This is a genomic window from Yoonia sp. R2331, assembly GCF_041103235.1.
Taxonomy (GTDB): Bacteria; Pseudomonadota; Alphaproteobacteria; order Rhodobacterales; family Rhodobacteraceae; genus CANMYO01.
The window spans coordinates 48,262-69,688 of sequence record NZ_JBGCUN010000002.1 but is presented as its reverse complement, the minus strand read 5'-3'; the positions used below and the strand labels follow the sequence as shown (position 1 = coordinate 69,688).

Annotated in this window: 18 protein-coding genes; 9 read left to right on the top strand and 9 right to left on the bottom strand. The window is 59.0% G+C overall.

What is annotated here, in order from left to right; genetic code table 11:
• Window positions 1-14: 14 nt before the first annotated feature.
• The 3 genes from AB3Y40_RS15190 to AB3Y40_RS15180 form a co-directional block, all read right to left on the bottom strand.
• Window positions 15-1,388: a type VI secretion system protein TssA gene (locus tag AB3Y40_RS15190; RefSeq protein ID WP_369439722.1), complete on the bottom strand. Its 1,374-nt coding sequence runs from the start codon at window positions 1,386-1,388 to the stop codon at window positions 15-17.
• 141 nt (window positions 1,389-1,529) lie between these two features.
• The gene (tagH, locus tag AB3Y40_RS15185; RefSeq protein ID WP_369439721.1) at window positions 1,530-2,771 is read right to left on the bottom strand and encodes a type VI secretion system-associated FHA domain protein TagH; all 1,242 of its coding nucleotides are present in this window, start codon (window positions 2,769-2,771) and stop codon (window positions 1,530-1,532) included.
• A gap of 34 nt (window positions 2,772-2,805) precedes the next feature.
• The gene (locus tag AB3Y40_RS15180; protein ID WP_369439720.1) at window positions 2,806-3,411 is read right to left on the bottom strand and encodes a DUF6931 family protein; all 606 of its coding nucleotides are present in this window, start codon (window positions 3,409-3,411) and stop codon (window positions 2,806-2,808) included.
• Window positions 3,412-3,568: 157 nt separating this feature from the next.
• Here AB3Y40_RS15180 and AB3Y40_RS15175 point away from each other — a divergent pair, with 157 nt between their 5' ends.
• The 5 genes from AB3Y40_RS15175 to rfbA all read left to right on the top strand — a co-directional run bounded on the left by AB3Y40_RS15175 (window position 3,569) and on the right by rfbA (window position 7,641).
• Window positions 3,569-4,225 carry a rhomboid family intramembrane serine protease gene (locus AB3Y40_RS15175; protein WP_369439719.1) on the top strand — a complete coding sequence of 219 codons (657 nt, stop codon included), beginning with the start codon at window positions 3,569-3,571 and terminating at the stop codon, window positions 4,223-4,225.
• Between the two features lie 113 nt (window positions 4,226-4,338).
• A complete protein-coding gene (rfbC, locus tag AB3Y40_RS15170; RefSeq protein WP_369439718.1) occupies window positions 4,339-4,893 on the top strand; it encodes a dTDP-4-dehydrorhamnose 3,5-epimerase in 555 nt (184 codons plus the stop codon).
• Entirely contained in the window at window positions 4,890-5,927 is a 1,038-nt protein-coding gene (gene rfbB, locus AB3Y40_RS15165) for a dTDP-glucose 4,6-dehydratase (protein WP_369439717.1), read from the top strand. The genes rfbC and rfbB overlap by 4 nt, the downstream gene beginning before the upstream one ends.
• The gene (gene rfbD, locus AB3Y40_RS15160; RefSeq protein ID WP_369439716.1) at window positions 5,924-6,772 is read left to right on the top strand and encodes a dTDP-4-dehydrorhamnose reductase; all 849 of its coding nucleotides are present in this window, start codon (window positions 5,924-5,926) and stop codon (window positions 6,770-6,772) included. Before rfbB ends, rfbD begins: the two co-directional genes overlap by 4 nt.
• On the top strand, window positions 6,769-7,641 hold the full coding sequence (gene rfbA / locus AB3Y40_RS15155; protein ID WP_369439715.1) for a glucose-1-phosphate thymidylyltransferase RfbA: 873 nt from the start codon (window positions 6,769-6,771) through the stop codon (window positions 7,639-7,641). Before rfbD ends, rfbA begins: the two co-directional genes overlap by 4 nt.
• Here the strand turns inward: rfbA and AB3Y40_RS15150 are convergent.
• From AB3Y40_RS15150 to AB3Y40_RS15140, 3 genes are read right to left on the bottom strand one after another with little or no spacing between them, the layout of a single operon-like run.
• Window positions 7,635-8,468 carry a CpsD/CapB family tyrosine-protein kinase gene (locus AB3Y40_RS15150; RefSeq protein ID WP_369439714.1) on the bottom strand — a complete coding sequence of 278 codons (834 nt, stop codon included), beginning with the start codon at window positions 8,466-8,468 and terminating at the stop codon, window positions 7,635-7,637. The genes rfbA and AB3Y40_RS15150 overlap by 7 nt on opposite strands.
• Window positions 8,469-8,502: 34 nt before the next feature.
• A complete protein-coding gene (locus AB3Y40_RS15145; protein ID WP_369439713.1) occupies window positions 8,503-10,050 on the bottom strand; it encodes a GumC family protein in 1,548 nt (515 codons plus the stop codon).
• 4 nt (window positions 10,051-10,054) lie between these two features.
• Window positions 10,055-11,068, bottom strand: coding sequence for an ExeA family protein (locus AB3Y40_RS15140; RefSeq protein WP_369439712.1), 1,014 nt, complete (start codon window positions 11,066-11,068; stop codon window positions 10,055-10,057).
• Between the two features lie 415 nt (window positions 11,069-11,483).
• Here AB3Y40_RS15140 and AB3Y40_RS15135 point away from each other — a divergent pair, with 415 nt between their 5' ends.
• The 4 genes from AB3Y40_RS15135 to AB3Y40_RS15120 all read left to right on the top strand — a co-directional run bounded on the left by AB3Y40_RS15135 (window position 11,484) and on the right by AB3Y40_RS15120 (window position 16,844).
• Window positions 11,484-12,188, top strand: a complete 705-nt coding sequence (locus AB3Y40_RS15135; protein WP_369439711.1) for a sugar transferase — start codon at window positions 11,484-11,486, stop codon at window positions 12,186-12,188.
• A gap of 43 nt (window positions 12,189-12,231) precedes the next feature.
• Window positions 12,232-14,691: a tetratricopeptide repeat protein gene (locus tag AB3Y40_RS15130; RefSeq protein ID WP_369439710.1), complete on the top strand. Its 2,460-nt coding sequence runs from the start codon at window positions 12,232-12,234 to the stop codon at window positions 14,689-14,691.
• Between the two features lie 160 nt (window positions 14,692-14,851).
• Complete coding sequence (locus AB3Y40_RS15125) at window positions 14,852-15,460, top strand: polysaccharide biosynthesis/export family protein (protein WP_369439709.1); 609 nt, start codon at window positions 14,852-14,854, stop codon at window positions 15,458-15,460.
• Window positions 15,461-15,536: 76 nt separating this feature from the next.
• Window positions 15,537-16,844, top strand: coding sequence for a hypothetical protein (locus AB3Y40_RS15120; RefSeq protein WP_369439708.1), 1,308 nt, complete (start codon window positions 15,537-15,539; stop codon window positions 16,842-16,844).
• Here AB3Y40_RS15120 and AB3Y40_RS15115 read toward each other — a convergent pair.
• The 3 genes from AB3Y40_RS15115 to AB3Y40_RS15105 are packed head-to-tail and all read right to left on the bottom strand — an operon-like array spanning window position 16,841 to window position 21,416.
• Window positions 16,841-17,476, bottom strand: coding sequence for a TetR/AcrR family transcriptional regulator (locus AB3Y40_RS15115; protein ID WP_369439707.1), 636 nt, complete (start codon window positions 17,474-17,476; stop codon window positions 16,841-16,843). The two genes, AB3Y40_RS15120 and AB3Y40_RS15115, sit on opposite strands and share 4 nt — an antisense overlap.
• Entirely contained in the window at window positions 17,476-19,014 is a 1,539-nt protein-coding gene (locus AB3Y40_RS15110) for a trimethylamine methyltransferase family protein (protein WP_369439706.1), read from the bottom strand. The genes AB3Y40_RS15115 and AB3Y40_RS15110 overlap by 1 nt, the downstream gene beginning before the upstream one ends.
• On the bottom strand, window positions 19,011-21,416 hold the full coding sequence (locus AB3Y40_RS15105) for a GcvT family protein (RefSeq protein WP_369439705.1): 2,406 nt from the start codon (window positions 21,414-21,416) through the stop codon (window positions 19,011-19,013). Before AB3Y40_RS15105 ends, AB3Y40_RS15110 begins: the two co-directional genes overlap by 4 nt.
• Window positions 21,417-21,427 lie beyond the last annotated feature (11 nt).

Sequence of the window (21,427 nt, the reverse complement as noted above, 5' to 3'; positions counted from 1 at the left end):
ACGATTCTGGTTGTTTATTCGCTTTGTGTCTCAGCCGGGGGTGGTATGAGTTCTGCAACGATCGCGGCGAAGTCCTTTTCGAGATACGACCGTGCGCGGAAGAGCAAAACTGGTATAGGGCTGGCCGGTTCGCGTGCCCGAAAGAATTCTTCGAGCGCGGACAGGTGGCCTGCCACATCGGCCCGGTTGCCGACAACGGGGTCTTCACCGGGGTCTTCATTTTCGACGGCACCCGCAAGCGAGGCAGATTCGCCTGCCAGCATCTTGAGCCGGTTCATGTCCATTTTGAACCCGGTCGCGGGGCCAAAGTCGATCATCACGCGGGGTGCGTCGGCGGGCAAGAGGGTTTCAATCGCTTCGATCAGCGGCTTGCCAACCAAAAGCCGGGCCTGCGTGATCAGCAAGAGTGCCGGTGCGGCGGGTTCGTGGGTTGCAAAATAGGCCTCAACCGCGCTGAGGGTGCGCAGGGCAGCGGTCCGCGAGGGGATTGCGGTGACGACTGTGGGGGCCGCGACTGGAGCAGCTGCCACCGGTGTCGGGCCATCGCCGCCGTCTGCTGCTGTGCCGCCGTCATCTTCGGCCGGGTCGTCGGAAGCTGCGCTTTCGGTTGCGGCGGCTTCTTCCGCTGACCACGGGGTCAGATCGGGGCGGGCATTTGCGATCATCGCCTGAATGTCGGCGATGGTGGTCATTGTTGGGTCGACTGCGGGGTTAAAGGGCGGGTCGTTCAGCAGTCCCGCCTCTTTGATGCGGGCCAATGCGCCAGCTGCGCGGCTGAGCAAGGCATGGGCCGCATCAACGGCTTTGGCATTGCCCGGAGAGGCCAGTTCAGCGGACAGTTTACCCGGATCAAGGCCTAACTCGCCTTGACGCGGTTCGGATTTGCCAAGCGCCACCTGCATCCGGCGATAGCTCACCTCGCCCGGTCCGGCGAGTTCGGTGTATTGCAACGGAATGCCGACCACGACGGAATTACCAAGCTCGTCCAGTGCGCCGCGCTTGTCAGACAAATCCTTGGGGTTCACGTCAGCGGGGAAGGCCGCAAGTACATCGGCGGTGCCTTCAAGCGCGTCGACAAAGCCGGTCAGGTCACCGGCCAGAATGCAAAGGCGCGCCTGCAACGACAAAAGCCGCAGGTCGCGGCTGCGTTTCAGCAGCCCTTCGATCTTTGGGTTATGATCTTTGAGGCTGATCGACTTTTTGTCGAACAAAGCACCGGGCGCGAATTCGTCCTTGTCGCTTTTGATGCCGGGGGTGAAGTACCGCTCTGGCATAAGCGCTTCGGCTTCGTAGTAGTAATCAAGAAAACCTGCGTCGTCCGCCGCTTCGAGGTCTGGGCCCGCGGGTTCGTCGTCAGAAATAGGTTCGTTGAGCCAATCAAGCGTCATAGTCGTGTCACCTGCCCCGTCAGGTTAGCCATTCTGGCCTGCACAGTTACCATCTTACCCTGCGGTCAACCGACGCGCGGGTCAAGCAAGGGATTCCTTACTCTTGTGACAAGAGTGTGGCGATGGTGTTGATATTGCACGCTATCTTTTGGCCGATTGCACGGCGGTGCGGTAGCTTTCGGCGAAATGTTCAAGGAAAGCACCCAACATTCCGTTTTCATGCGCGCCCACTTTTTCGTCCCAGCGTTCGACAAATGTGTCCCAAGCCTTGCGCTTTCCGCCCCCAGACAAGAGCCCGCCACTGCCTGCCGAATCCTCAATCGCCTCGGGAGAAAGGTCGGACAGAAGCTGAATCAAGGCAGGCTGGATTGCGGCAAAGACGGCCATTTGATGCGTGCGGACATCGCGTAGGGCGGCGTCCATGCCGGTGCCGCCTTCCATAAAGCCGGGGCGCGATTGCAGGAACATCACCTCGAGCGCCTGAGCAGCGTCAGGCAGGAATTTCAGCGGGTTGTTTTCGGTGTTGCCCATCATGGTGCGTTCGCCACCACGGGTGAATTTCTTGGCCGATGCCCGGTCTTGCAGCATCGCCATCAGTTCCTGACTGGCGACACGCATGGTGCGGCCAAGTTCGCGGGCCAGGGCTTCGGCATCGGCGTTGCCGTAGCTGCCCGCGGGCAGGCCTGCACCTTCACAGAAAGCCGCCAGCACGTTGCCTGCGGCGGCTTGCGCCTGTCCCGGGGGCGGAGCGGCTTGCGGCACCATTGGCTGGACGGGTGGCACACCTGCGGCGGGCGGTGCATCGCCAAAGGGAGAGGCCGACCCCTGATGCGCAGGCTGTGGCGCAGGTGCGGGTGCCGGTGGTGTGGCAGGCGCATGGGGATTGACGATGAAATCCTGCGAGAAGTCCGCAAAGGGATCGCGGTTCGGTGTCGGATTAGGGTTTATTGGCGTGGCTGGCGCACCCATCGACCACGGATCATTGTCATCAGCCGGGGCCGCCGCCGGTGGGGGTGCGGCAGCAGGGGCCGCAGCGGTTGGCGTGAACCCGGTCGGCTTCGGGGCCGCGCCTTCGACGGAGGCGACAATGTAATAGTGACCCACCTGAAAGCGATCACCCGATTGCAACCTATGCGCGCCTTCGATCCGGTGCCGCTGACCATCCAAGAAGACGCCATTGGTCGAGGTATCCACAAGGAAATAGGCGTTATCGCGGTATTCCACGCTGAAATGGTGGCTTGAGATATGGCGTTCAGGATCCGGCAGGGTCCAATCCATCGAGGTGGAGCGGCCTATTTGCAGCCCCTTGCCGGTGACGGTCACAAAGGTCGGACCACCGTCCTGCAACACGTCATAATTGTCGATTTTCAGCGTTAGCGTCATGGAAGTCCGGGCGATTCAGGTGTGTGTTGACGGTTCAATACACTTTGAAGAGCGATTGTGCCACGTCCATAAACCGCGTCAAATAGATCGTGCGACGGCTGATGTTGGCCTGCGCAAGGCAGGACAAAACCGCAGTGTTGATCGCGCGGGGGCATCGGTGCAATGGTACGGATGCCGGGTCATTGGGTGCAATCGAGCCACCGGACCAGCCCACCGCCAATGCAAGATGCACACCGGGACACTTTTCGGTGGCCCAAAGCGCCTCTCGCATCAGGGTGTGGCGGTTTTCCATCGTTGGCTGCCCGATCCATTGAGCGATGCCATCCATCATCTCGCGGTCGAGCGGGGTCAGCACCTCTGGGATTGAACGAAGGCATTCATACCCCCACCAGATCGCCAATTTTGGCACAAACGCAAAGGCGGTAAAGGTAATCGCCTCTTCGGGGGTGTTGGAGCGGCGCAGGCGAAACAGCACATCTTGCGCGTCTTCGTTTGGGCGCGGGCGGTCGCGGGTCAGTTCGGCCAGTTGCGGGATGGCAGCAAAGAGGTCAGCCAGCGTTTCATAGCGCATCGTCACGGCAGGGGGCCGGGTCTTTTCGCCTTCGTCGCCGGAGCGTCCGACGGGGCCGTTTGCTGGCATGGTATGCGTGTCCAAAGCGCGGGCCTTAAATGCTGTGCGTGACAATATCACCCCCAAGTGTTCCGGTTTCAGGGCGAACCGTCAAGCGCGCATTCGCTTGGCACGCGCGCTGCTTGCCCCTAATCTTGGCGCAGTTCATTTGTTCAAGGCGACCGCGTTGTCCCCCACCCCCGATCCTCAAGCCGCCCCGGACCCCGCGCGCACGGCCAAGCAATTGGTCGTTCTGGCGGCGCTGATTGGCTTGTGCTGCCTGATCGAAATCGTGCTGACGCTATCGGATTGGCAGGTCATTGATTACGTCCGGCTGCGGCAACGCGCCTATGAATACGCCGGGTTCTGGCCCGGTTTGTTAGATAACTGGCGGCCTAACTATGCCGCGCAACCGGCAACCATGTTTTTGACCTATGGGTTTCTGCACGGGGGGATGGGGCATCTAATTGTCAATATGATCACGCTTTTCAGCCTTGGCAGTGCTGTGATGGACCGTGTCATCGGGCGCGGGTTCTTGGTGATCTATTGTGGTTCGATCCTGGGTGGGGCTGTTGCTTATGCGCTGTTGGCGCAGACACCGCAGCCAATGGTTGGTGCCTCTGGCGCGCTGTTTGGTTTGGCGGGGGCTTTGCTGGGATGGAATTATCTGGACCGGGTTGATCTGCGCGAGGGGATTGGACCTGTAATCCGCATGGCGGGCCTACTGATTGCGATCAATATTGTCATGTGGTGGGCGTTGAACGGACATCTTGCCTGGCAGACCCATTTGGGCGGTTTTTTGACAGGCGCTGTGCTGGCGTTGACGGTTTATCGGAGGTCCTGAACGGTGGTGCGCATGGGTCACGATGGCGCGGGGGTAGGGCTGGTCGGACTTGCAATAGCGCGGCCGATCACCGACCACCCAAGGGAACCGCGAACCAATGCTGGATGTGATGTGTGAAGATTGAAGCGACAAGCCTGCCGGGTGTAATGAAGATTACGCCACGCCGTTTCGGCGATGCGCGCGGCTTTTTCAGCGAAAGCTGGAAGAAATCAGCACTGGATGAAGCGGGTCTGTCCTATGATTTTGTGCAGGACAATCATTCACTGAGTGAAGCGACAGGAACGTTGCGTGGGCTGCACTTTCAAGCGCCGCCTTATGCGCAGGCCAAGCTGGTGCGCTGTGGGCGCGGGGCGCTTTTTGATGTGGCCGTTGATATCCGCAAAGGCAGCCCGACCTACGGGCAATGGGTCGGCGAAGTGCTGAGCTTTGACAATGGCGCGCAACTTCTGGTGCCAGAGGGGTTTGCCCATGGGTTTGTCACGTTGGAGCCGATGACAGAGATCATCTACAAATGCTCTGACGTTTACGCACCCGATGCCGATGGCGGGGTGCATTGGGACAGTTGTGGCGTGGATTGGCCGCTGGAGGGTGCGCCCGTCCTGTCTGACAAAGATGCCGCAGCACCTGCATTGGCCGATTTTGACAGCCCATTTGAGTATCAAACATGAAGATATTGGTGACAGGTGGGGCGGGGTTCATCGGGTCTGCCGTGGTGCGGCAGGCGATTGCGCGCGGTGATGCGGTCGTCAATGTCGACAGCCTGACCTATGCGGCCTGCCTGGACAACGTGGCAGAGGCCGCGACAAGCGACCGCTATGTGCTGGAACAGGCAGACATCCGGGACCTCGCCGCGATGGACCGCATCTTTGCGGCACATCGGCCGGACACTGTCATGCATCTGGCCGCTGAAAGCCACGTGGACCGGTCGATTGACGGGCCAGAAGCGTTTGTGTCGACCAATGTCATGGGCACCTACACGCTGCTTGAAGCAGCGCGCGCCTATTGGATGGCGCAGGGCCAGCTAGAGGCGTTTCGGTTCCACCATATTTCGACCGACGAGGTCTTTGGGTCGTTGGGTGCCACGGGGATGTTTACCGAAGATACGCCCTATGATCCGCGCAGCCCCTATTCGGCGTCCAAGGCGGGGTCAGATCACCTTGTCCGGGCATGGGCCGAGACCTATGGCCTGCCGGTCATCGTGACCAATTGTTCAAACAATTACGGGCCTTATCAGTTTCCTGAAAAGCTGATCCCGGTGGTGATTTTGAACGCGCTGGGCGGCAAGCCGATCCCGGTTTATGGCAAGGGCGAAAATATTCGGGACTGGCTATATGTCGAGGATCACGCCGCAGCGCTGTTGCTGGCGCTCGACAAGGGGCAGGTCGGACGGTCCTACAATATTGGTGGCTTCAACGAGGTGAAGAACATCGACCTGGTCCACAAGTTATGCGCCATTCTGGATGAGTTGCGTCCGGCCAATCACCCTTACGCCGACCAGATCACCTTTGTTACCGACAGGCCCGGCCACGATCAGCGCTATGCCATTGATGCCAGCCGTGTTCAGGCGGAACTGGGCTGGACCCCGTCCGTGACTGTGGACGAAGGGCTGCGGCTGACGGTTGAATGGTATCTGGAAAACGGCGATTGGCTCCAAGGGCTGATGGACCGCGCGGGCGTGGGCGAACGGCTGGGCACCGCATGAGTGTGCTGGTGTTCGGACGCTCCGGTCAGGTGGCGCTGGCGCTGGGGCGTTTGGGCGCAGATTGCGTGGGTCGCGAAACGCTGGATCTGGCAGAGCCTGACCCGATTGCAGAGTTGATCGCTGCGCGTGCGCCAAATGCGGTGATCAATGCTGCGGCCTACACGGCTGTGGACCGGGCCGAAGAAGACGAGGCGCTTGCGACGGCGATCAACGCAACGGCACCCGGCCATATGGCGGCAGCCTGTGCGGCGCGCGACGTCCCGTTTTTGCATATCTCGACCGATTATGTGTTTGATGGCAGTGGTCACGCGCCTTGGGCGCCGGATGCGGCGACCGGCCCGCTGGGTGCCTATGGCCGCAGCAAGCTGGCGGGCGAAGTTGCTGTGCGCGCGGCGGGCGGGCGGGCAGTGATCTTGCGCACGGCGGCTGTCTTTTCCGCCGATGGTGCGAATTTCGTGAAGACGATGCTGCGGTTGGGGGCCACGCGCGATGCGCTGAATGTGGTGGCTGATCAAGTGACTGGTCCAACGCCCGCAGATGCGATTGCGGCGGCCTGTCTGGAGATTGCCGCGCAGTTGGATGATGCGCGCAAAGTGGGCACCTATCATTTCAGCGGCCAGCCCAGCACCTCTTGGGCGGATTTCGCCCGCGCGGTGTTTGCGGCAAGCGGCCAGCGGGTGACCGTGACGGATATTCCCAGCAGTGCCTATCCGACACCGGCAAAGCGGCCGTCCAATTCAAGGCTTGATTGCGCCACGTTGACGGACACTTTCGGGATTAGACCACCTGCATGGAAACCAGCGTTGGCGCGGGTTGTGGCAGAGGTAATGGAGGCAGACGCATGACGCAGCGCAAGGGGATCATCCTCGCCGGTGGGTCCGGCACGCGGCTTTATCCGATGACGCTTGCGGTGTCGAAGCAGCTTTTGCCGGTGTATGACAAGCCGATGATCTTTTACCCGCTCAGCATCCTAATGCTGGCCGGGATACGCGAGATTGCGATGATTACAACGCCACAAGATCAGGCTCAATTTCAGAGACTTATGGGTGATGGATCGCAATGGGGGATCAGCCTGACCTGGATTGTACAGCCCAGCCCTGATGGGCTTGCACAGGCCTATGTACTGGCCGAAGACTTTCTGGATGGCGCGCCCAGTGCGATGGTTCTGGGGGACAATATCTTTTTTGGGCATGGATTGCCCGATAGCCTGCAAAAGGCCGATCTACAGGCTGAAGGCGGCACGGTTTTTGGCTACCGCGTGTCTGATCCTGAACGTTATGGCGTCGTCGATTTTGAGGGCGATACGGTCAAGGCAATCATCGAAAAGCCCGAGGTCGCGCCGTCACCCTATGCGGTAACGGGCTTGTACTTTCTGGACGGCAGTGCGCCGGAACGTGCGCGCGCGGTCAAACCGTCGGCACGTGGCGAGCTGGAGATTGTTACGCTGCTGGAAATGTACCTAAACGACGGGCTGCTAACGGTCGAAAAGATGGGTCGCGGCTTTGCTTGGCTGGATACGGGCACACATGCGTCACTGCTGGACGCAGGGAATTTTGTGCGCACTTTGCAGGATCGGCAGGGACTGCAGACTGGATCACCTGAAGAGATCGCCTATGAGGCGGGCTGGATTGATGATGCAGCGCTGGAGGCGCGCGCAGACATGTTCGGCAAGAACACCTATGGTGCCTATCTGCGCGGTCTTTTGCGTCAGTAGCCGCCGTATCCGTAGCCTTGGGTCTCGTCCACGAACCGGCAATGGTTCAGCACGACACCGACCACGTTTGTCTGCTCTGCCACTTCTTTTTCGCAGACGTCGATTTGTTTGCTGGTCGAGGATTCGGCGCGAGCTACCAGCAGCACACAATCGGTATAGGGCAGGAATGACCGGGCATCGTCGTTGACCAGCAATGGCGGCATGTCAAAGATCATCATGTCGGGGTCATATGCCTCTTCGATGGCGCGCAGCTGGTGTTGCGTTTCATCACTGGTCAGATAGCGGGTTGGGTCCGCCGATCGGCGCGATGCCATTGAAACAGCGACGTTTTGACCGATCCGCAAGGCCTGATCCTGAAACGAGACTTGCCCTGTCAATACGTCACGGATGTCGTGATTGGGTTTGACCCCAAGAATGTTGGACAGGTTTGGTTTGCGCAGGTCAAATTCCATCAGAATCGCGGATTTCGCACCTTGCCGAGAGACACCATAGGCGAGGTTGGCGGCCAATGTCGTCTTGCCACATCCGGGCATCGGTGAGGTGATCATCAGGCGTTTCCAGCCGTTTTGCTGCATCTGTTGCATCACCTTGGTGCGCAGCACGTCAAAGGAGGACGACGCAGTATCGGCCTTGTGCGACACGATCCGGTTGCGAGTCATGTGCCGCGCGTCAGGGTTCATCTGCTTGATGTCGTCCCACAGCGTTTCACCACGCTCTGACGTAGCGCCTTGCGGTTTGCCCCGTCCAGGCGCACCGGCGGTTTTGCCAGTGCTGGCACCAGCGCGGGATTTGCGCGCTTCGGCAATCGCTTTTTGCAGCTTTTCCATCGCGGGCCTCTTTATTGGTGCGGGGCTTGGGTGCTCACAACCCAACCCTGCGCATGATTTTTTGCACGATTAGTTCGATCGGCATGTAGTAAGTGTCGACCACATAGATACTGGCGAGAATGGCGACGATCAGCACCAATATCGCCAGAAGCTTGAAGGAGCGGCGCGCGATGCGGCCACCCCGGCTTTCGATAAAGGGAATCGTGGCGATTGGTGTGATGCCCAAAGCATTCGTCAGTTCAACCGGGCGACGGATCGTGCGATTGATCAGTTCCAGCAGTGCAAAGAAGGCCGCAGCGGAACCCAGGCCAAGTGCGATGCCCATCATCGCAACACGTGGTCTGTTGGGGCTGCTGGGTTCATCGGGCGCGCGCGCCGCTTCGATCAACAGCAGGCGCTGGCCGCGCGAGGTCAACTCGATCCGCTCACCCATGTTGGCACGCGCCAAGCTGGCCACTGAACGGTCATATTGGGACCGAACATTTTCGTAGTCACGTTGAAGCGCATCTAGTGTCACGGCCACTCCGGGGGTGCGAGAAATGCTCTCGGTCAGGTCGGCAATCTGCAGCTGGGTGCGCGTGATTTCTTCATTGATGCGTTCAACACGCGAGTCGATTTCGGACAGTTGAAGTTCGAACACCAGTTCTGCGGCGTTATTGGTTTGCACCGGTTGCGCTTGCTCGGCGGCCAGCTGCGCCTCGAGCAATTCAATCTGATTGCGCAGCGAGACAACATTTGGGTTGGTCTCTGAATAGACGGTCAACGCCTGACGCAACTGCGTGCGCAACGAGGCGAGTTGGCGCTGTTCGGTGGAGTTTTGCTGCTGAACAGGGCGGCCGCCGGTGCGTTCGAATGCGGTTTGAATACGCTCTTTCTGTTCGTTCAGATTGGTGCGTTCGCGTTCAGAGGTCGCAATGCGTTCTTCGAGCAGGGACAGGCGCTGTTGGCGGAACGACAGATCGCTGGGAAGCGCATCGCTGTTTTCGCGTTGGAATTCGGAGATCGCGGAACTACGGTCATCCAGCTCTCTGGTCAGGCGCTCGACCTCTTGCGAGAAAAAGTCGAGCGTATCTTCGGCGGTGTCGGTCCGCAGGCTAACGTTTTCGTCAATGATGCGGGTTACGAATTCATTTACAACGTTGGCCGCAATCCGGCCATCGCGGGCTTCGAATTTGACCGTCACTAGCGTTGGGCGCGCGCTGCCGCGACCGCCACCTGACCCGCTTTGAAAGCTGCGGATGTCAGTGCGTCTGCGCATCTCTGACACGATCTGGTCAGGGGACATGTTGCTGGTGTCGGCCAGCACGTTCAACCGCTGCTGAATTTCCAGAAGGTTGGTGCGGGTAAAAAGCCGCTGGCGGATGAATTCGATTTCTTCGGTGGCCGAGATGCGGACAGTTGAAGCGGCGAGTTCATCGGGGATTTGCGGGGTTTCGACGATCAGCCGGGCCGAGGCTTCGTAAGTGGGGGGGAGGCGCCAGGCGGTAGCAAGGCCTGCGACAGAGAAGAGGATGAAGAGGACTGCCATGACAGGCAAGCGGCGCAGAAACAGCGACCAATAGAACCGAACAAGTGCACCCATAACCCTAACCCTCGTCCGGACTGTCGGACGTTACACCTTGCAGCAAGCCATCGTTCATCACACTTTGAACGATGGTTTTGTCGATGACCGTTTGTTCGGCCGTTGCTGCATAAACAATTGCAAAATCACATAATTTGTTGATCAGACGGGGGATGCCACCGGTATGTTTGTACACAAGTGCCGCCGCGCTATCGGTGATCTGATCACCTGATCCGCCGGCGTGTTCCAACCTGTGCCGGATATAGGCTGAGGTTGTGTCGGCATCCATCGGACCAAGGTGGAATGACGCCATGATCCGCTGTGCGAACTGACGCATTTCGGGGCGCGAGATCACCTCGCGCAGTTCTGGCTGTCCAATCAGGACGAGTTGCAGCAACTCGTCGGTGCGGGTGTTGATGTTGGTCAGCATCCGCAATTCTTCCAGGCCCTCTGGGCTAAGCTGTTGGGCTTCGTCGATCACGAGGATTGCGTATTTGCCTGAGGCGTAGTTCTCGACCAGAAAATTCTGCAGAATCTGGAAGGTTTCCACGTAGTTGGCTTCGCGCGGGCTGGGCACGTCGAGGGCAGATAGCGCCCAGCGCAGCAAATCACCACGGTTGCCATGGGCATTCGAGATGAGGCCCACAATCGTGTCGTCAGAGACCCGTTCCAGCAGGGCCTGCAATAATGTGGTTTTGCCCGCGCCCACATCACCGGTGATCACGGTGATCGGCGCACGGGTCATGATCCCATATTCAAGTACAGAATAGGCGCGTTTGTGTCCCGGGCTCCAATAGAGAAAATCTGGATCGGGCAAGAGCGTGAAGGCACGACGCTTCAGCCCAAAGCCTGTGGAAAAGAAGTCGCCTACAGGTTCGGTGTCATCGGCTGCGTTGCCGTCATCGTCATCGGGCGCACGCGCGCTCCGAAACGCGGGTGGGTCTGGCTGTGGCGCCAGTAAACTGTTGCCTTTGCGCCCAAACAGCTTGGACCAGATGGTCGCGTTTTCGGTGTCGTCGGTCTTGGCCAAGCCGATCATGCCTCGTTCTGGTTGCGCAATATCTGCCATAAATCCCGGTGGCAGGCTTGATAGATAGCGTTCCGATTCGCAGAACACCATTTGATCGTTGCCTAATCTGCCACAGTTTCCCTGAATCAGTGCTTTGTTCTGGTAACTTGAAACAAAAAACTAGGGCTGCTTCATGGCATAAACGCGCATAAATTCATGATTTTCTGCGCAGAAGGCTGAAATTTTGCAGTTCTGGCTAACAAAAGGTGAATTTCCCGAGGGCATTGTTTGCAAATTTGGCGAAAATTTGCCTATAAAGGTATGTGGTCATAAAATGGCTGCGGGGGATGATGGTAAGCGACCGTTTGTGGTGTTGATGAAACATCGTTCCTGATCGTTCGTTATAGGTAGCCCAATTTTTGGGCGTGTTTAAGGATAACAGTTTATGTCGTTTCATGATGACGATCTTTCGAGTTTCCGATCGTCCCACAAACCGGTCATTCTTTCGGCCATCAAATCAGTCACTACTGCCAGTGCAACCGACGGTGCCTACGCGCGTTTTGTGAAGCCCACCTTCGATTTTCTGATCGTATTGCTGTTCGCACCTATCATCCTGACAATCGTTGGCCTGAGCGCCCTGATCGTTGCGCTTGATGGGCATAATCCGTTTTACGCGCAAGAACGCGTGGGGCAGGGCGGTCGTGTATTCCGCCTGTTTAAGTTGCGTTCAATGGTTCCGAACGCTGATGCGCTGCTGGAGGCACACCTTGCCACCAACCCTGATGCGCGTCTGGAGTGGGAATTGAACCAAAAGCTTCGGGATGATCCACGTATCACCCGTTTTGGTCGCCTGATCCGCAAGACTTCGATTGACGAAATGCCGCAGTTTCTGAACGTGCTGCTGGGTGACATGTCCCTTGTTGGGCCGCGTCCGTTTACCGTTGATCAGCGGTCGCAGTATACAGGAGTGCGCTACTTCGACATGCGGCCGGGTCTGTCGGGCCTTTGGCAGATTTCGACCCGTCACGACAGCGAGTTTGTCGCACGTGCACAATTTGATGATCTCTACGCGAGAAGCTTGTCCTTTGCGGGCGACATTCGCATTATGCTTCGGACACTGGTTGCCATCGCCCGCGGGACTGGCTGCTAAGAAAGCGGGGCAAGACGCCCCGCACCGAACATGAGGTCATATAATGACGAATTTGATGCGTCCGTTCGCAGCGCTGTTGCTGTGCATTTTTCTTGTTGCATGCGATAGCGTCGAGGATCGCGCAGAGAAGCATTTCGAAAGCGCGATGGCGCTGATCGAAGACGGTGACTTCAACCGCGCAGAAATCGAATTCCGAAACGTATTTGAATTGGTTCCGCAGCACATCGAAGCGCGCACAGCTTATGCGCAGATGCTGCTGGACATGAACCGCGGTGGGGCAGCGAACGCGCAATACTTGCGTTTGGCAGAACTGCTGCCCGAAGATCCCGACCCGCGCCGCGCTCTTACCTTGCTGGCGCTGGAGTCCCAGAATTGGGATCAGCTTGAGCGCCACGGCACCAAGCTGGCGGAACTGCTGCCGGACGATCCGGTTACAGAGGTTGCCGAGGTAGCGCTAAGTTATCGCGCGGCGAGCGATGCCGAAGATCTGGCGGCGCAGCGTCAAGCTTCAGAAGCCGCCGAAGCGTTGTTGGACGAATTTCCCGACGTTTCGATGCTGCGGTTCATTCTGATCCAGCAGGCGATGAATGAAGAAAACGTCGATTCGGCTTTAGCCCAGATGGATGCTTTGATTGAAGGGCGCGGCGACGAGGTCGAGCTGCAGATCATGCGCCTGCAGATGCTTGGTGCGTTGAATCGACGCGAAGAAATCGAATCCAGCCTGATCGGGCTGATCGAACAATTCCCAGAGCGCGAAGAATTCTTGCCCGCATTGCTGCAATTCTATGCTGGCGAAGGCAGGATGAACGATGCGGTTACCTACCTGCGCGGATATGTTGATGCCAATCCAGGCGAGTTGGCCCCGATGAACACCCTGATCGAATTGGTCGCAGGTGCCGAAGGATCAGAGGCCGCGATGGCGGAGATCGACCGGTTGCTGGAAGCTGGTGAGAACGTCACAATTCTGGCCACACAACGTGCACGTATCCAGTTCGAAGGTGGTGATCGCGAAGGTGCAATCGCAGCGATAGAGGCGGTTCTGGCAGAGGTCGGCACAGAGACTGAAGACCCCGGCACGTTGGAAGATATCAATACAGCAAAGGTTGTGCTGGCGCGTATGTTGTTGGGCACTGGCAACGAAGTCGGCGCACGGCGATTGGTGGAAGAGGTGCTTGCCTCGGACACGTCCAATGCAGCGGCGACCAAAATGCAAGCCACGTGGTTGATTGCAGAGGACAACCCCGATGACGCGGTGACAATGCTGCGTGCGGCGATCGACAATAATCCTGACGATTGGGAAGCCATGTTGCTGATGGCTGACGCCTTTAGTCGCAGCGGCAGCCACGAATTGGCACGCGATTTTGTATCGCTGGCAGTTGATACGTCGAACAATGCACCGGGGCCAAGCCTGCGGTTCGCGAGCCTTTTGGTCCAAGAGGATCGTCTGATCCTGGCCGAGGAAACGCTGGTGGATGCGTTGCGGGCACGTCCTGATGATGTGGAATTGCTGGTGGCGTTGGGCCGGGTGCAAGTCGCGCGCGAAGATTGGCCGCGTGTCGAACAGATCGAAGACACCCTGCGCCGGATCGGTGGGGATCAGGCACTGCGCGTGGCGTCCGGTTTTGAGGTAGCGCGTCTTGCGGCGCAGTCGCAGGTGGAAGATGCCATTGGTATCCTCGAAGGATTGGCCGCCAGTGATGGGTCGATCCAGTCGGTCGCGGCATTGGTGCGCGCCCGTCTTGCGAACGGCGAGGCGGACACCGCGCTGGAGTTCGCCGAAGAAAGTCTGAGCGCTGATCCGGACAATGTAGGCCTGCAGATGATTGTCGCCTCGACCAAGGTTGGCATCGGGCAAGTCGAAGAAGGCCGGGCGATGATGGAAGACATGTTGGCAGAAAATGACCAGTTGGAAGCCGCGTGGACCACGTTGATCCGTATTGCATCGCTGCAAGGCGACAAAGAACAGCGCGATGCGCTGATGGAACGGGCCACAAGTGCTATGCCCAATTCGGTGGCGCTCGCCTGGGCGCAGGCCAGTGTTTTGACCGAAGAGGGTGATCCCGAAGGCGCGATTGAAATCTACGAACGGGTCTATGACCGGGCATCGGGGTCGCTGTTGATCGCCAACAACCTTGCGACTTTGCTGGCTAATTTCCGGGAAGACCCCGAAAGTCTTGAGCGGGCCTATACCGTGGCGCGCCGTTTGCGCGGGTCCGAAATTCCGGCGTTTCAGGATACTTATGGCTGGATCGCCTATCGCCGCGGCGACCCAGAAGAGGCTTTGCCGTATCTGGAAGACGCAGCCAAGGGCCTGCCCGATGATCCATCGGTGCTGTACCACCTTGGCGTCGTCTATCAGGCGCTGGAACGCGAGGCGGACGCTTTGAGGGCGTTCAATGATGCGACCCAGACCGAGGGGAGCCTGGCTCAATTCCCGGAAATTGCCCTTGCTCAGGCCGAAGCAGACAAGCTGATTGCTGCTGGGGTGACACCGACGGAGTAGGCCGAAAGTCACAAAAGCGCCTTATTTCAAGGGGGTTCTGTGACGGGAAGGAAACAAAATCCCGAAATTTCGGGGATTGAACCAGAAAATGGTTCCCCCGGATGCGTAACAGGTGAATAACGCTCTTTGGATGGGTGCGTTAACTGACAAAGGTCACCTGATGAAAAAGATTCTCGTTCTACTTTTTGCGCTGCTTTTCGCGAATGCTGCAGCCGCGCAGGATGGATACCGCGTTGGCCCCGGCGACACGCTGTCGATCGAGGTGCTGGAAGATCCCGGTTTGAACCGGAGCGTTCTGGTGTTGCCGAACGGGTCGATCACATTCCCCTTTGCCGGTTCTCTGCCTGTGCGCGGTAAGACACCTGGCCAGATCGGATCGATCATCGCATCGGGTATCGCCGCGCAGTTCGCGCAAACGCCCAATGTCTTTGTCTCGGTTCAGCAGCTGCGTCCGCGCATTCCAAGTTCATCAGGCCCGGCACCGGACCCAACCGTCGATATCTTCTTCTTGGGCGAATGGGCGTCGCCCGGTCCAAAAGAGCTGGATGAAGGCGTGACCATGTTGCAGGCGATGGCCGCCGGTGGCGGGTTCACAAATTTCGCCGCCCAGAAGCGCATCCAATTGCGCCGTACAAACACACAAACAGGTGCGGTCAGCACAGTCATCATCAACTATCAGGCTATCGCAGATGGGTCCGAGGTTCTTCGGGATATCGTTCTGCAGGATGGTGATGTTCTTGTTGCGCCAGAGCGCCGGCTATTCGAGTAACTGAACTGGAACTGACAACATGACACTACGGTTTGCCCGTTTTGGACACCTTCGGAAACGCGGGGTCCTGACCGTTATGTTGTGTAGTGTCGGCATTGGTGCTTTGGCGCAGGCGACGGATAGCAATCCGTCGCTTTTGCGTTTGTCTGCCGGGGCCGAGTTCGGGGACGACAACTTGTTGTTCTCGCGCGCTAATTTGCAGATCAACCGCGCCACCCGCACACAGCAGTTTCGGTTCTCTGCGGACGCCAAGATCGCAGAGATCAGCGAAGCCGACAGCAACTTTGGGATCATCAGCCCCCGCGTCCGGCTGAGCTATGCCCAGCAAAGCGGGCCGGTTTCGTTCAACGTCGGCTACAGCTATGCCAGCGACGACATCGACGGTTTAGCCGTCTTGGATGACCCGGATCTGTTGCTGGACGAGGATAGTTTCGTCACCACACGTGGCACCCGCACGCAACACACGGGATCGTTGGGTGCCGAATATGGAGAAAGCGGGCCGTTTGGCGTGCGGATTGATCTGGGATTTACGGACCTGTCCTATGACGACATCGGCAGTGCCGCGCTTTTTGACAACACGGTGCGGACCACCGATCTTGCCTTGCGGTTTGATGTCACGCGGGTCTTTAGCGTCAATGCAACGCTTGGTTACAGCGTCGATGATCGCCAGGATACGCTGAGCACTTACCAGGTACGTCGCGATGCCTCGATCGGGGTAGGTGCAAACGTCAACCGCGTCACGACAGCCGAAGCCACGGTCAGTTTTTCGGAGATTGAGACCGAGATTGATGATGGCACCGGCGGGCGGTCGAGCGTCACTGATGACGGCTTTGGCTTTGATCTGGGGCTCACGATTGCGCAGCGCGGCGGTGAAAGCCGGTTTGCCTATAGTCGGTCGGTGGATATTGGCGGTGCCGATGATCGTCTGACCTATTCCCGCACCAGCGAGCTGACCAAGACGCAATCGCTGAGCTATACGATCGGGGCGATCAAACAGGGCGATGATGTTTCCTTTCTGGGGAATGTGAATTTCGCGCAGCAGCTGCGTAACGGCCAAATTTCTGTCCGCGGGTCGCAGGATGGGTTTGTCACCAATGAAGGCACGCGGGCCATCGCGCGGCAGTTGCGGGCCAGCTATTCTACAGAACTGACATCGACGAGCAGTGTGACCTTTGCAGCATCTTTGGCGAGCCTTGACTATAATGATGCAGCCGTCGACGACGGCAGCAGTGCAGGCGCTTCGGTGACCTATCGCCACGAACTGACCCGCGACTGGGACGTGTCAGCGACCGTTTCGCATTCGGTCACCAAAGAAGGCGACGCTGAAGACGGCGACACCAGCCTGTCGGTCAGTCTGAACCGTGATTTTGAGCTGTTCCGCTAAGACTGGTCCAGCTTCAGCACGGTGTCGCGAAACTGCGCCATTTCGCCCTGTGAGGCGTGTTTTCCTGTGAACGCAATGATGTATTGCGCGACCTGATCCAGCCGTTCCTGGGTGGTTTCCTGGAGGTCGGCATCGGTATAGCCGATTTGCATGTAATAAAGCACACGCGCCCGAATACGGGAGTCTTCGGGTGTGTAGCCGTGACGTGAAAACATCGTTGCCAGCGCGTCGAGACGTTGATCATCGGACTGACGCAGAACCTTGCGCACATCCGGTGACCGACGCGCCCAGTCGCGCACTGCAAAGTCGAGCCTGTTGTTGAACCGCGCCTCATCTATGAAGCAGATAAAGACGTTGCAGATTGCGGCGGTGATGGTGGGTTGGTCCGCGTGGGAGTGACTGACCAGCGCCTTGGTATTTGTCGCAATCCAGTGGTCCAGCAGGGCGGTCAGCAGTTCCTTGCGGCTTTGGAAATACCAGTAAAAGCTGGAGCGTGAGACATCCAGACGTTGGGCGAGTGTCAGCACTTTGACCCGTTCAACCCCGTCAGAGACGAGGATCGCTTGCGCCGCATCAAGCCAGTCCTGCCGGGTGACTTTGGTATTGCCGGGAAGGGTGTCCTGATCTGTCATCAGCTGACCGGAGGCTCGCCGCCCGCGGCGGTGCCTTTGGCGATGTAGTCTTGCAACGCGCCAAGGCGGGTGGGGTCGACGGCGACGCTGGAGGGTTCAGCAAGGATGGATTGCCAGATCCCGGTCGCGCGTGTGGTTGCATCAACGGCACCCCGTTCTGTCCAAGTGCCGAAGTTGTCGTAGGTGGCGACAACGGGTTCATAGAATTCGGTTTGGTAGCGCGCCATCGTGTGGTTCGCGCCAAAGAAGTGGCCACCCGGTTGCACCTCTGCCAGCGCATCAAGGCCGATGTCGCTGCCCGCTTCGGTGCCAGCAGCGCAAAGCTCTGCCACCATGTTGAGCACCTCGATATCGGTAATCAGCTTTTCGTAGGACACAGATAGCCCGCCTTCGAGCCAGCCTGCGGCGTGGATGATCACGGTCGCACCGGCCATCAGGCAGCCCCAAGTGCCGAACTGGGTTTCGTTGGCGGCCTGAACGTCTGACAGGTTCGCCGCAGAGCCAGAGGCGCTGCGCCAAGGCAGGCCAATCAACCGCGCAAGCTGCCCGGCGGCGAGCGAGGCGCGAAAGTGTTCGGGCGTTCCAAAGACCGGCGCGCCGGATTTCATGTCAACGTTGCTGGTGAAGGTGCCATAGCAGACCGGCGCGCCCGGGTTGGTGAGCTGGACAAGTGTGATGGCGGCTAGTGCCTCTGCATGGGAAAGGGTGATCGCCCCCGCCACGGTGATCGGGGCCATTGCCCCCATCAGGGTGAAGGGCGTCACGATGCTGACCTGACCTGCCTTGGCAAAGTCCATCAGGCCCTGCGCCATGGGCACGTCGATGGTGCGGGGTGAGTTGGTGTTGATGATCGTGTAGCAATGCGACTGCGCGGCAAAGTCCGCGTCGGACAGGCCGCGAAAATCGCGCAGCATCTCGAATGATTGTTCAACCTGTCCGGTGCCGCGCGAGAAGATGAAGGGCACTTTGTCCGTCAGCGTCAGCTGCGATTCCATCGTGGCGTAGTGGCGCAAGTGGATCGGCACGTCCTGCGGTTCAATAAGCGGCGGAATCATGTGCAGCACATCGAAATGTTGGGTTAGCCGTGTCAGCTCGTCATAGTCATGACGGGTGCCGGGGCGGCGACCCCTAGTCAGGTCAGTGGCATGAGGCGCGCCTGCACCGGGCTGAAAGACAAGGTTGCCAAGCTCCAGCACGATGTCGCGGTGCCGCGCGCCGCCTGCAACGGGAATGGATTTCGGCGCGGAGGTGAGGGCGGACGTGACGATGTCACGTCCAATGCGCACCATTTCGGTGTCTTCGTCCACCAGTGCGCCGCCTGCGGCCAACATCGTGCGCGCTTCGGGCAGCAGCACCCTGATGCCAAGGGTTTCCAGCGTGTCGAGTGCTGCATTGTGCATCGCGGCGATGTGGTCATCGGTGAAGGCCTTCATCGGCGGGAAGGGGTTGCGCAGATTGCGGTAATCCACGTTACGGGCGGCAGGCGCTTCGGTTGCGCTGCGCCGCCTTCCGCCCCGCCGTGTTGGCCCAAGGGTCATCCGCGCATTGCCTTGCCCGATGGGTCATAAGGCGACGGTGCGATGACCTTGGCGGGGCGCTCTACCCCGACGACATGCACCGCAAGGTCGGTGCCTTCGTGGGCATGTTCAGCGTTGACCAGCGCCATTGCCAGCGATTTTCCGGTGGTGTGGCCGTATCCGCCCGAGGTGATAAAACCGACCTTTTCGCCGTTCGCCCAGATCGGTTCATAGCCGCTGGCGTCGGCGTTGGTGGCGTCGATTTCAAGCGTCACCTGCACCTGTGCCGGGCCATTGCCATCGCGTTCGGCAATGGCCGCGTCGCGCCCAACAAAGTCACCCTTGTCCCATTTGATCCAGCGGTCCATCGCGGTCATGCCGGGTGTATAACCTTGGGTGAATTCGGCGTTCCAGATGCCAAAGGACTTTTCAAGCCGCAGCGAGAGCAGCGCATTGAAGCCATATTCGATCATGCCTTCGTCGGCACCGGCGGCGAGCAGTGTCTTGCGCAGGGTGATGTGGTCGCCCATGCGGCAGTTGATCTCAAACCCCATTTCACCGGTCACAGACATGCGGGCCACGTGCGCGCGGATCATGCCGATGTCATAAGTTCCGCAGCCAAACAGCGGCAGTTCGCCGATGGGGGCATCTGTGAGCTTTTCGATGACGTCGCGGGATTTGGGGCCGGACAGCGAGAAGCCCGCCATTTCCTCGCCCAGGTCGCGGACGATGACGCCTTCGGCCATGTGATCGTCAAACCAGCGCATGTGCCAGCGGCGCAGGTAATAGCTGCCCATGATCCACCATGTGCCATCGCCCCAGTTGAAGAGCGTAAGGTCCCCCTTGAGGCGGCCGTCTTCTGCCAGCATCACGGCCAATCGCGCCCGGCCGGGTTTCGGCAGGGCGGTGGCCATGATGGAGTTGAGCCAGCTTTCGGAATTGGGGCCAGAGACCTCGAACCGGGAAAAGCCGGAGATGTCCAAGAGGCCGACATCTTCGCGGACCGCCTTGCATTCGCGGGCGACGATGTCGAAGGCGTTCGAGCGCTTGAGCGAGGGGGTTTCTTCAAAGCCCGGTTCTGCAAAATAGAGCGGCACTTCCAGATCCCAGCTTTGGCCCCATTGGCAGCCCGCGGCGGTCATGTCGCTGTAGGCCGGGGCGGTCTTGAGCGGGCGGCCAGCAGGCAGCTGCTCGTTGGGGTAGGTCATCACAAAACGGCGCGAGTAGAACTGGCCGGTGGTTTCCTTGATGTATTGCTTGTTCTCGGCCCAGATGCCGTAGCGGGCGACGTCCATGCCATAGACGTCCGCCTCTGGCGCGCCGTGGATCATCCATTCGGCCAAGGATTTGCCAACGCCGCCGCCCTGCAAGAAACCAGCCATGACGGCACAGGCCGACCAATAGCCGCGCAGTCCCGGCACCGGGCCGACCAGCGGGTTGCCATCAGGCGAGAAGGTGAAGGCGCCGTTGACCCAGGTTTTGACACCCACGTCCTGCAGGGCGGGGTAACGTTCAAACCCCATGATCAGTTCTTTCTCGATGCGATCGGGGTCTTCCTGTTGCAGTTCGAACCCGTATTCCCAAGGCGCGCCGTCCATCATCCAGTGCTGGTGATCGACCTCGTAAATGCCCAGCAGAACGCCCTTTTGGTCCTGCCGCAGATAGGTGAAGCCTTCGAGATCGACGGTCATCGGTACTTCGAAATCAAGCTCCTCGAGCGCTGGGATCGTGTCAGAGATCAGGTAGTGGTGGTTCAGCGGTGAAACGGGCAGTTCGATACCCGCCATACGGCCCACTTGTTTGGCCCATAGGCCACCGGCGTTGACCACGTGTTCGCATGAAATCGTGCCCTTTTCGGTCACCACGTCCCAGCCTTGCAGGGTCTGGCGGAGTTCCAGCACGCGGTTGTGTTCGATCACCTCTGCGCCGCGTTTCTTGGCGGCACCGGCGTAGGCATGAACGGTCCCGGTTGTGTCGACATAACCTTCGCGGTCGGCCCACATACCACCCAAAAGGCCATCGCCTGACATGATCGGGTTAAGTTCGACCGCTTCTTCCACAGTCACAAGACGGCAATCTTCGATGCCGATGGATTGGAAGGTGCGATAGGCCGATTGCAGCCATTCCCAGCGGTCGGGCGTGCCCGCCATCGTCAGGCCGCCGGTCATGTGCAGGCCAATGTTCTGGCCTGATTCCTCTTCGATCTCGGACAACAGGTCGATGGTGTATGCCTGAAGGCCCGCGATGTTAGGGTCTGCATTTAGGGCATGAATACCGCCAGCGGCGTGCCAGCTAGACCCGGCTGTCAGCACTGAGCGTTCGACAAGGGCGACATCTGTCCAGCCCAGTTTGGCAAGGTGATAGAGCACGGACGCGCCAACAACGCCGCCGCCGATCACCACAACGCGGTAATGAGATTTCATCCAGGTCTCCA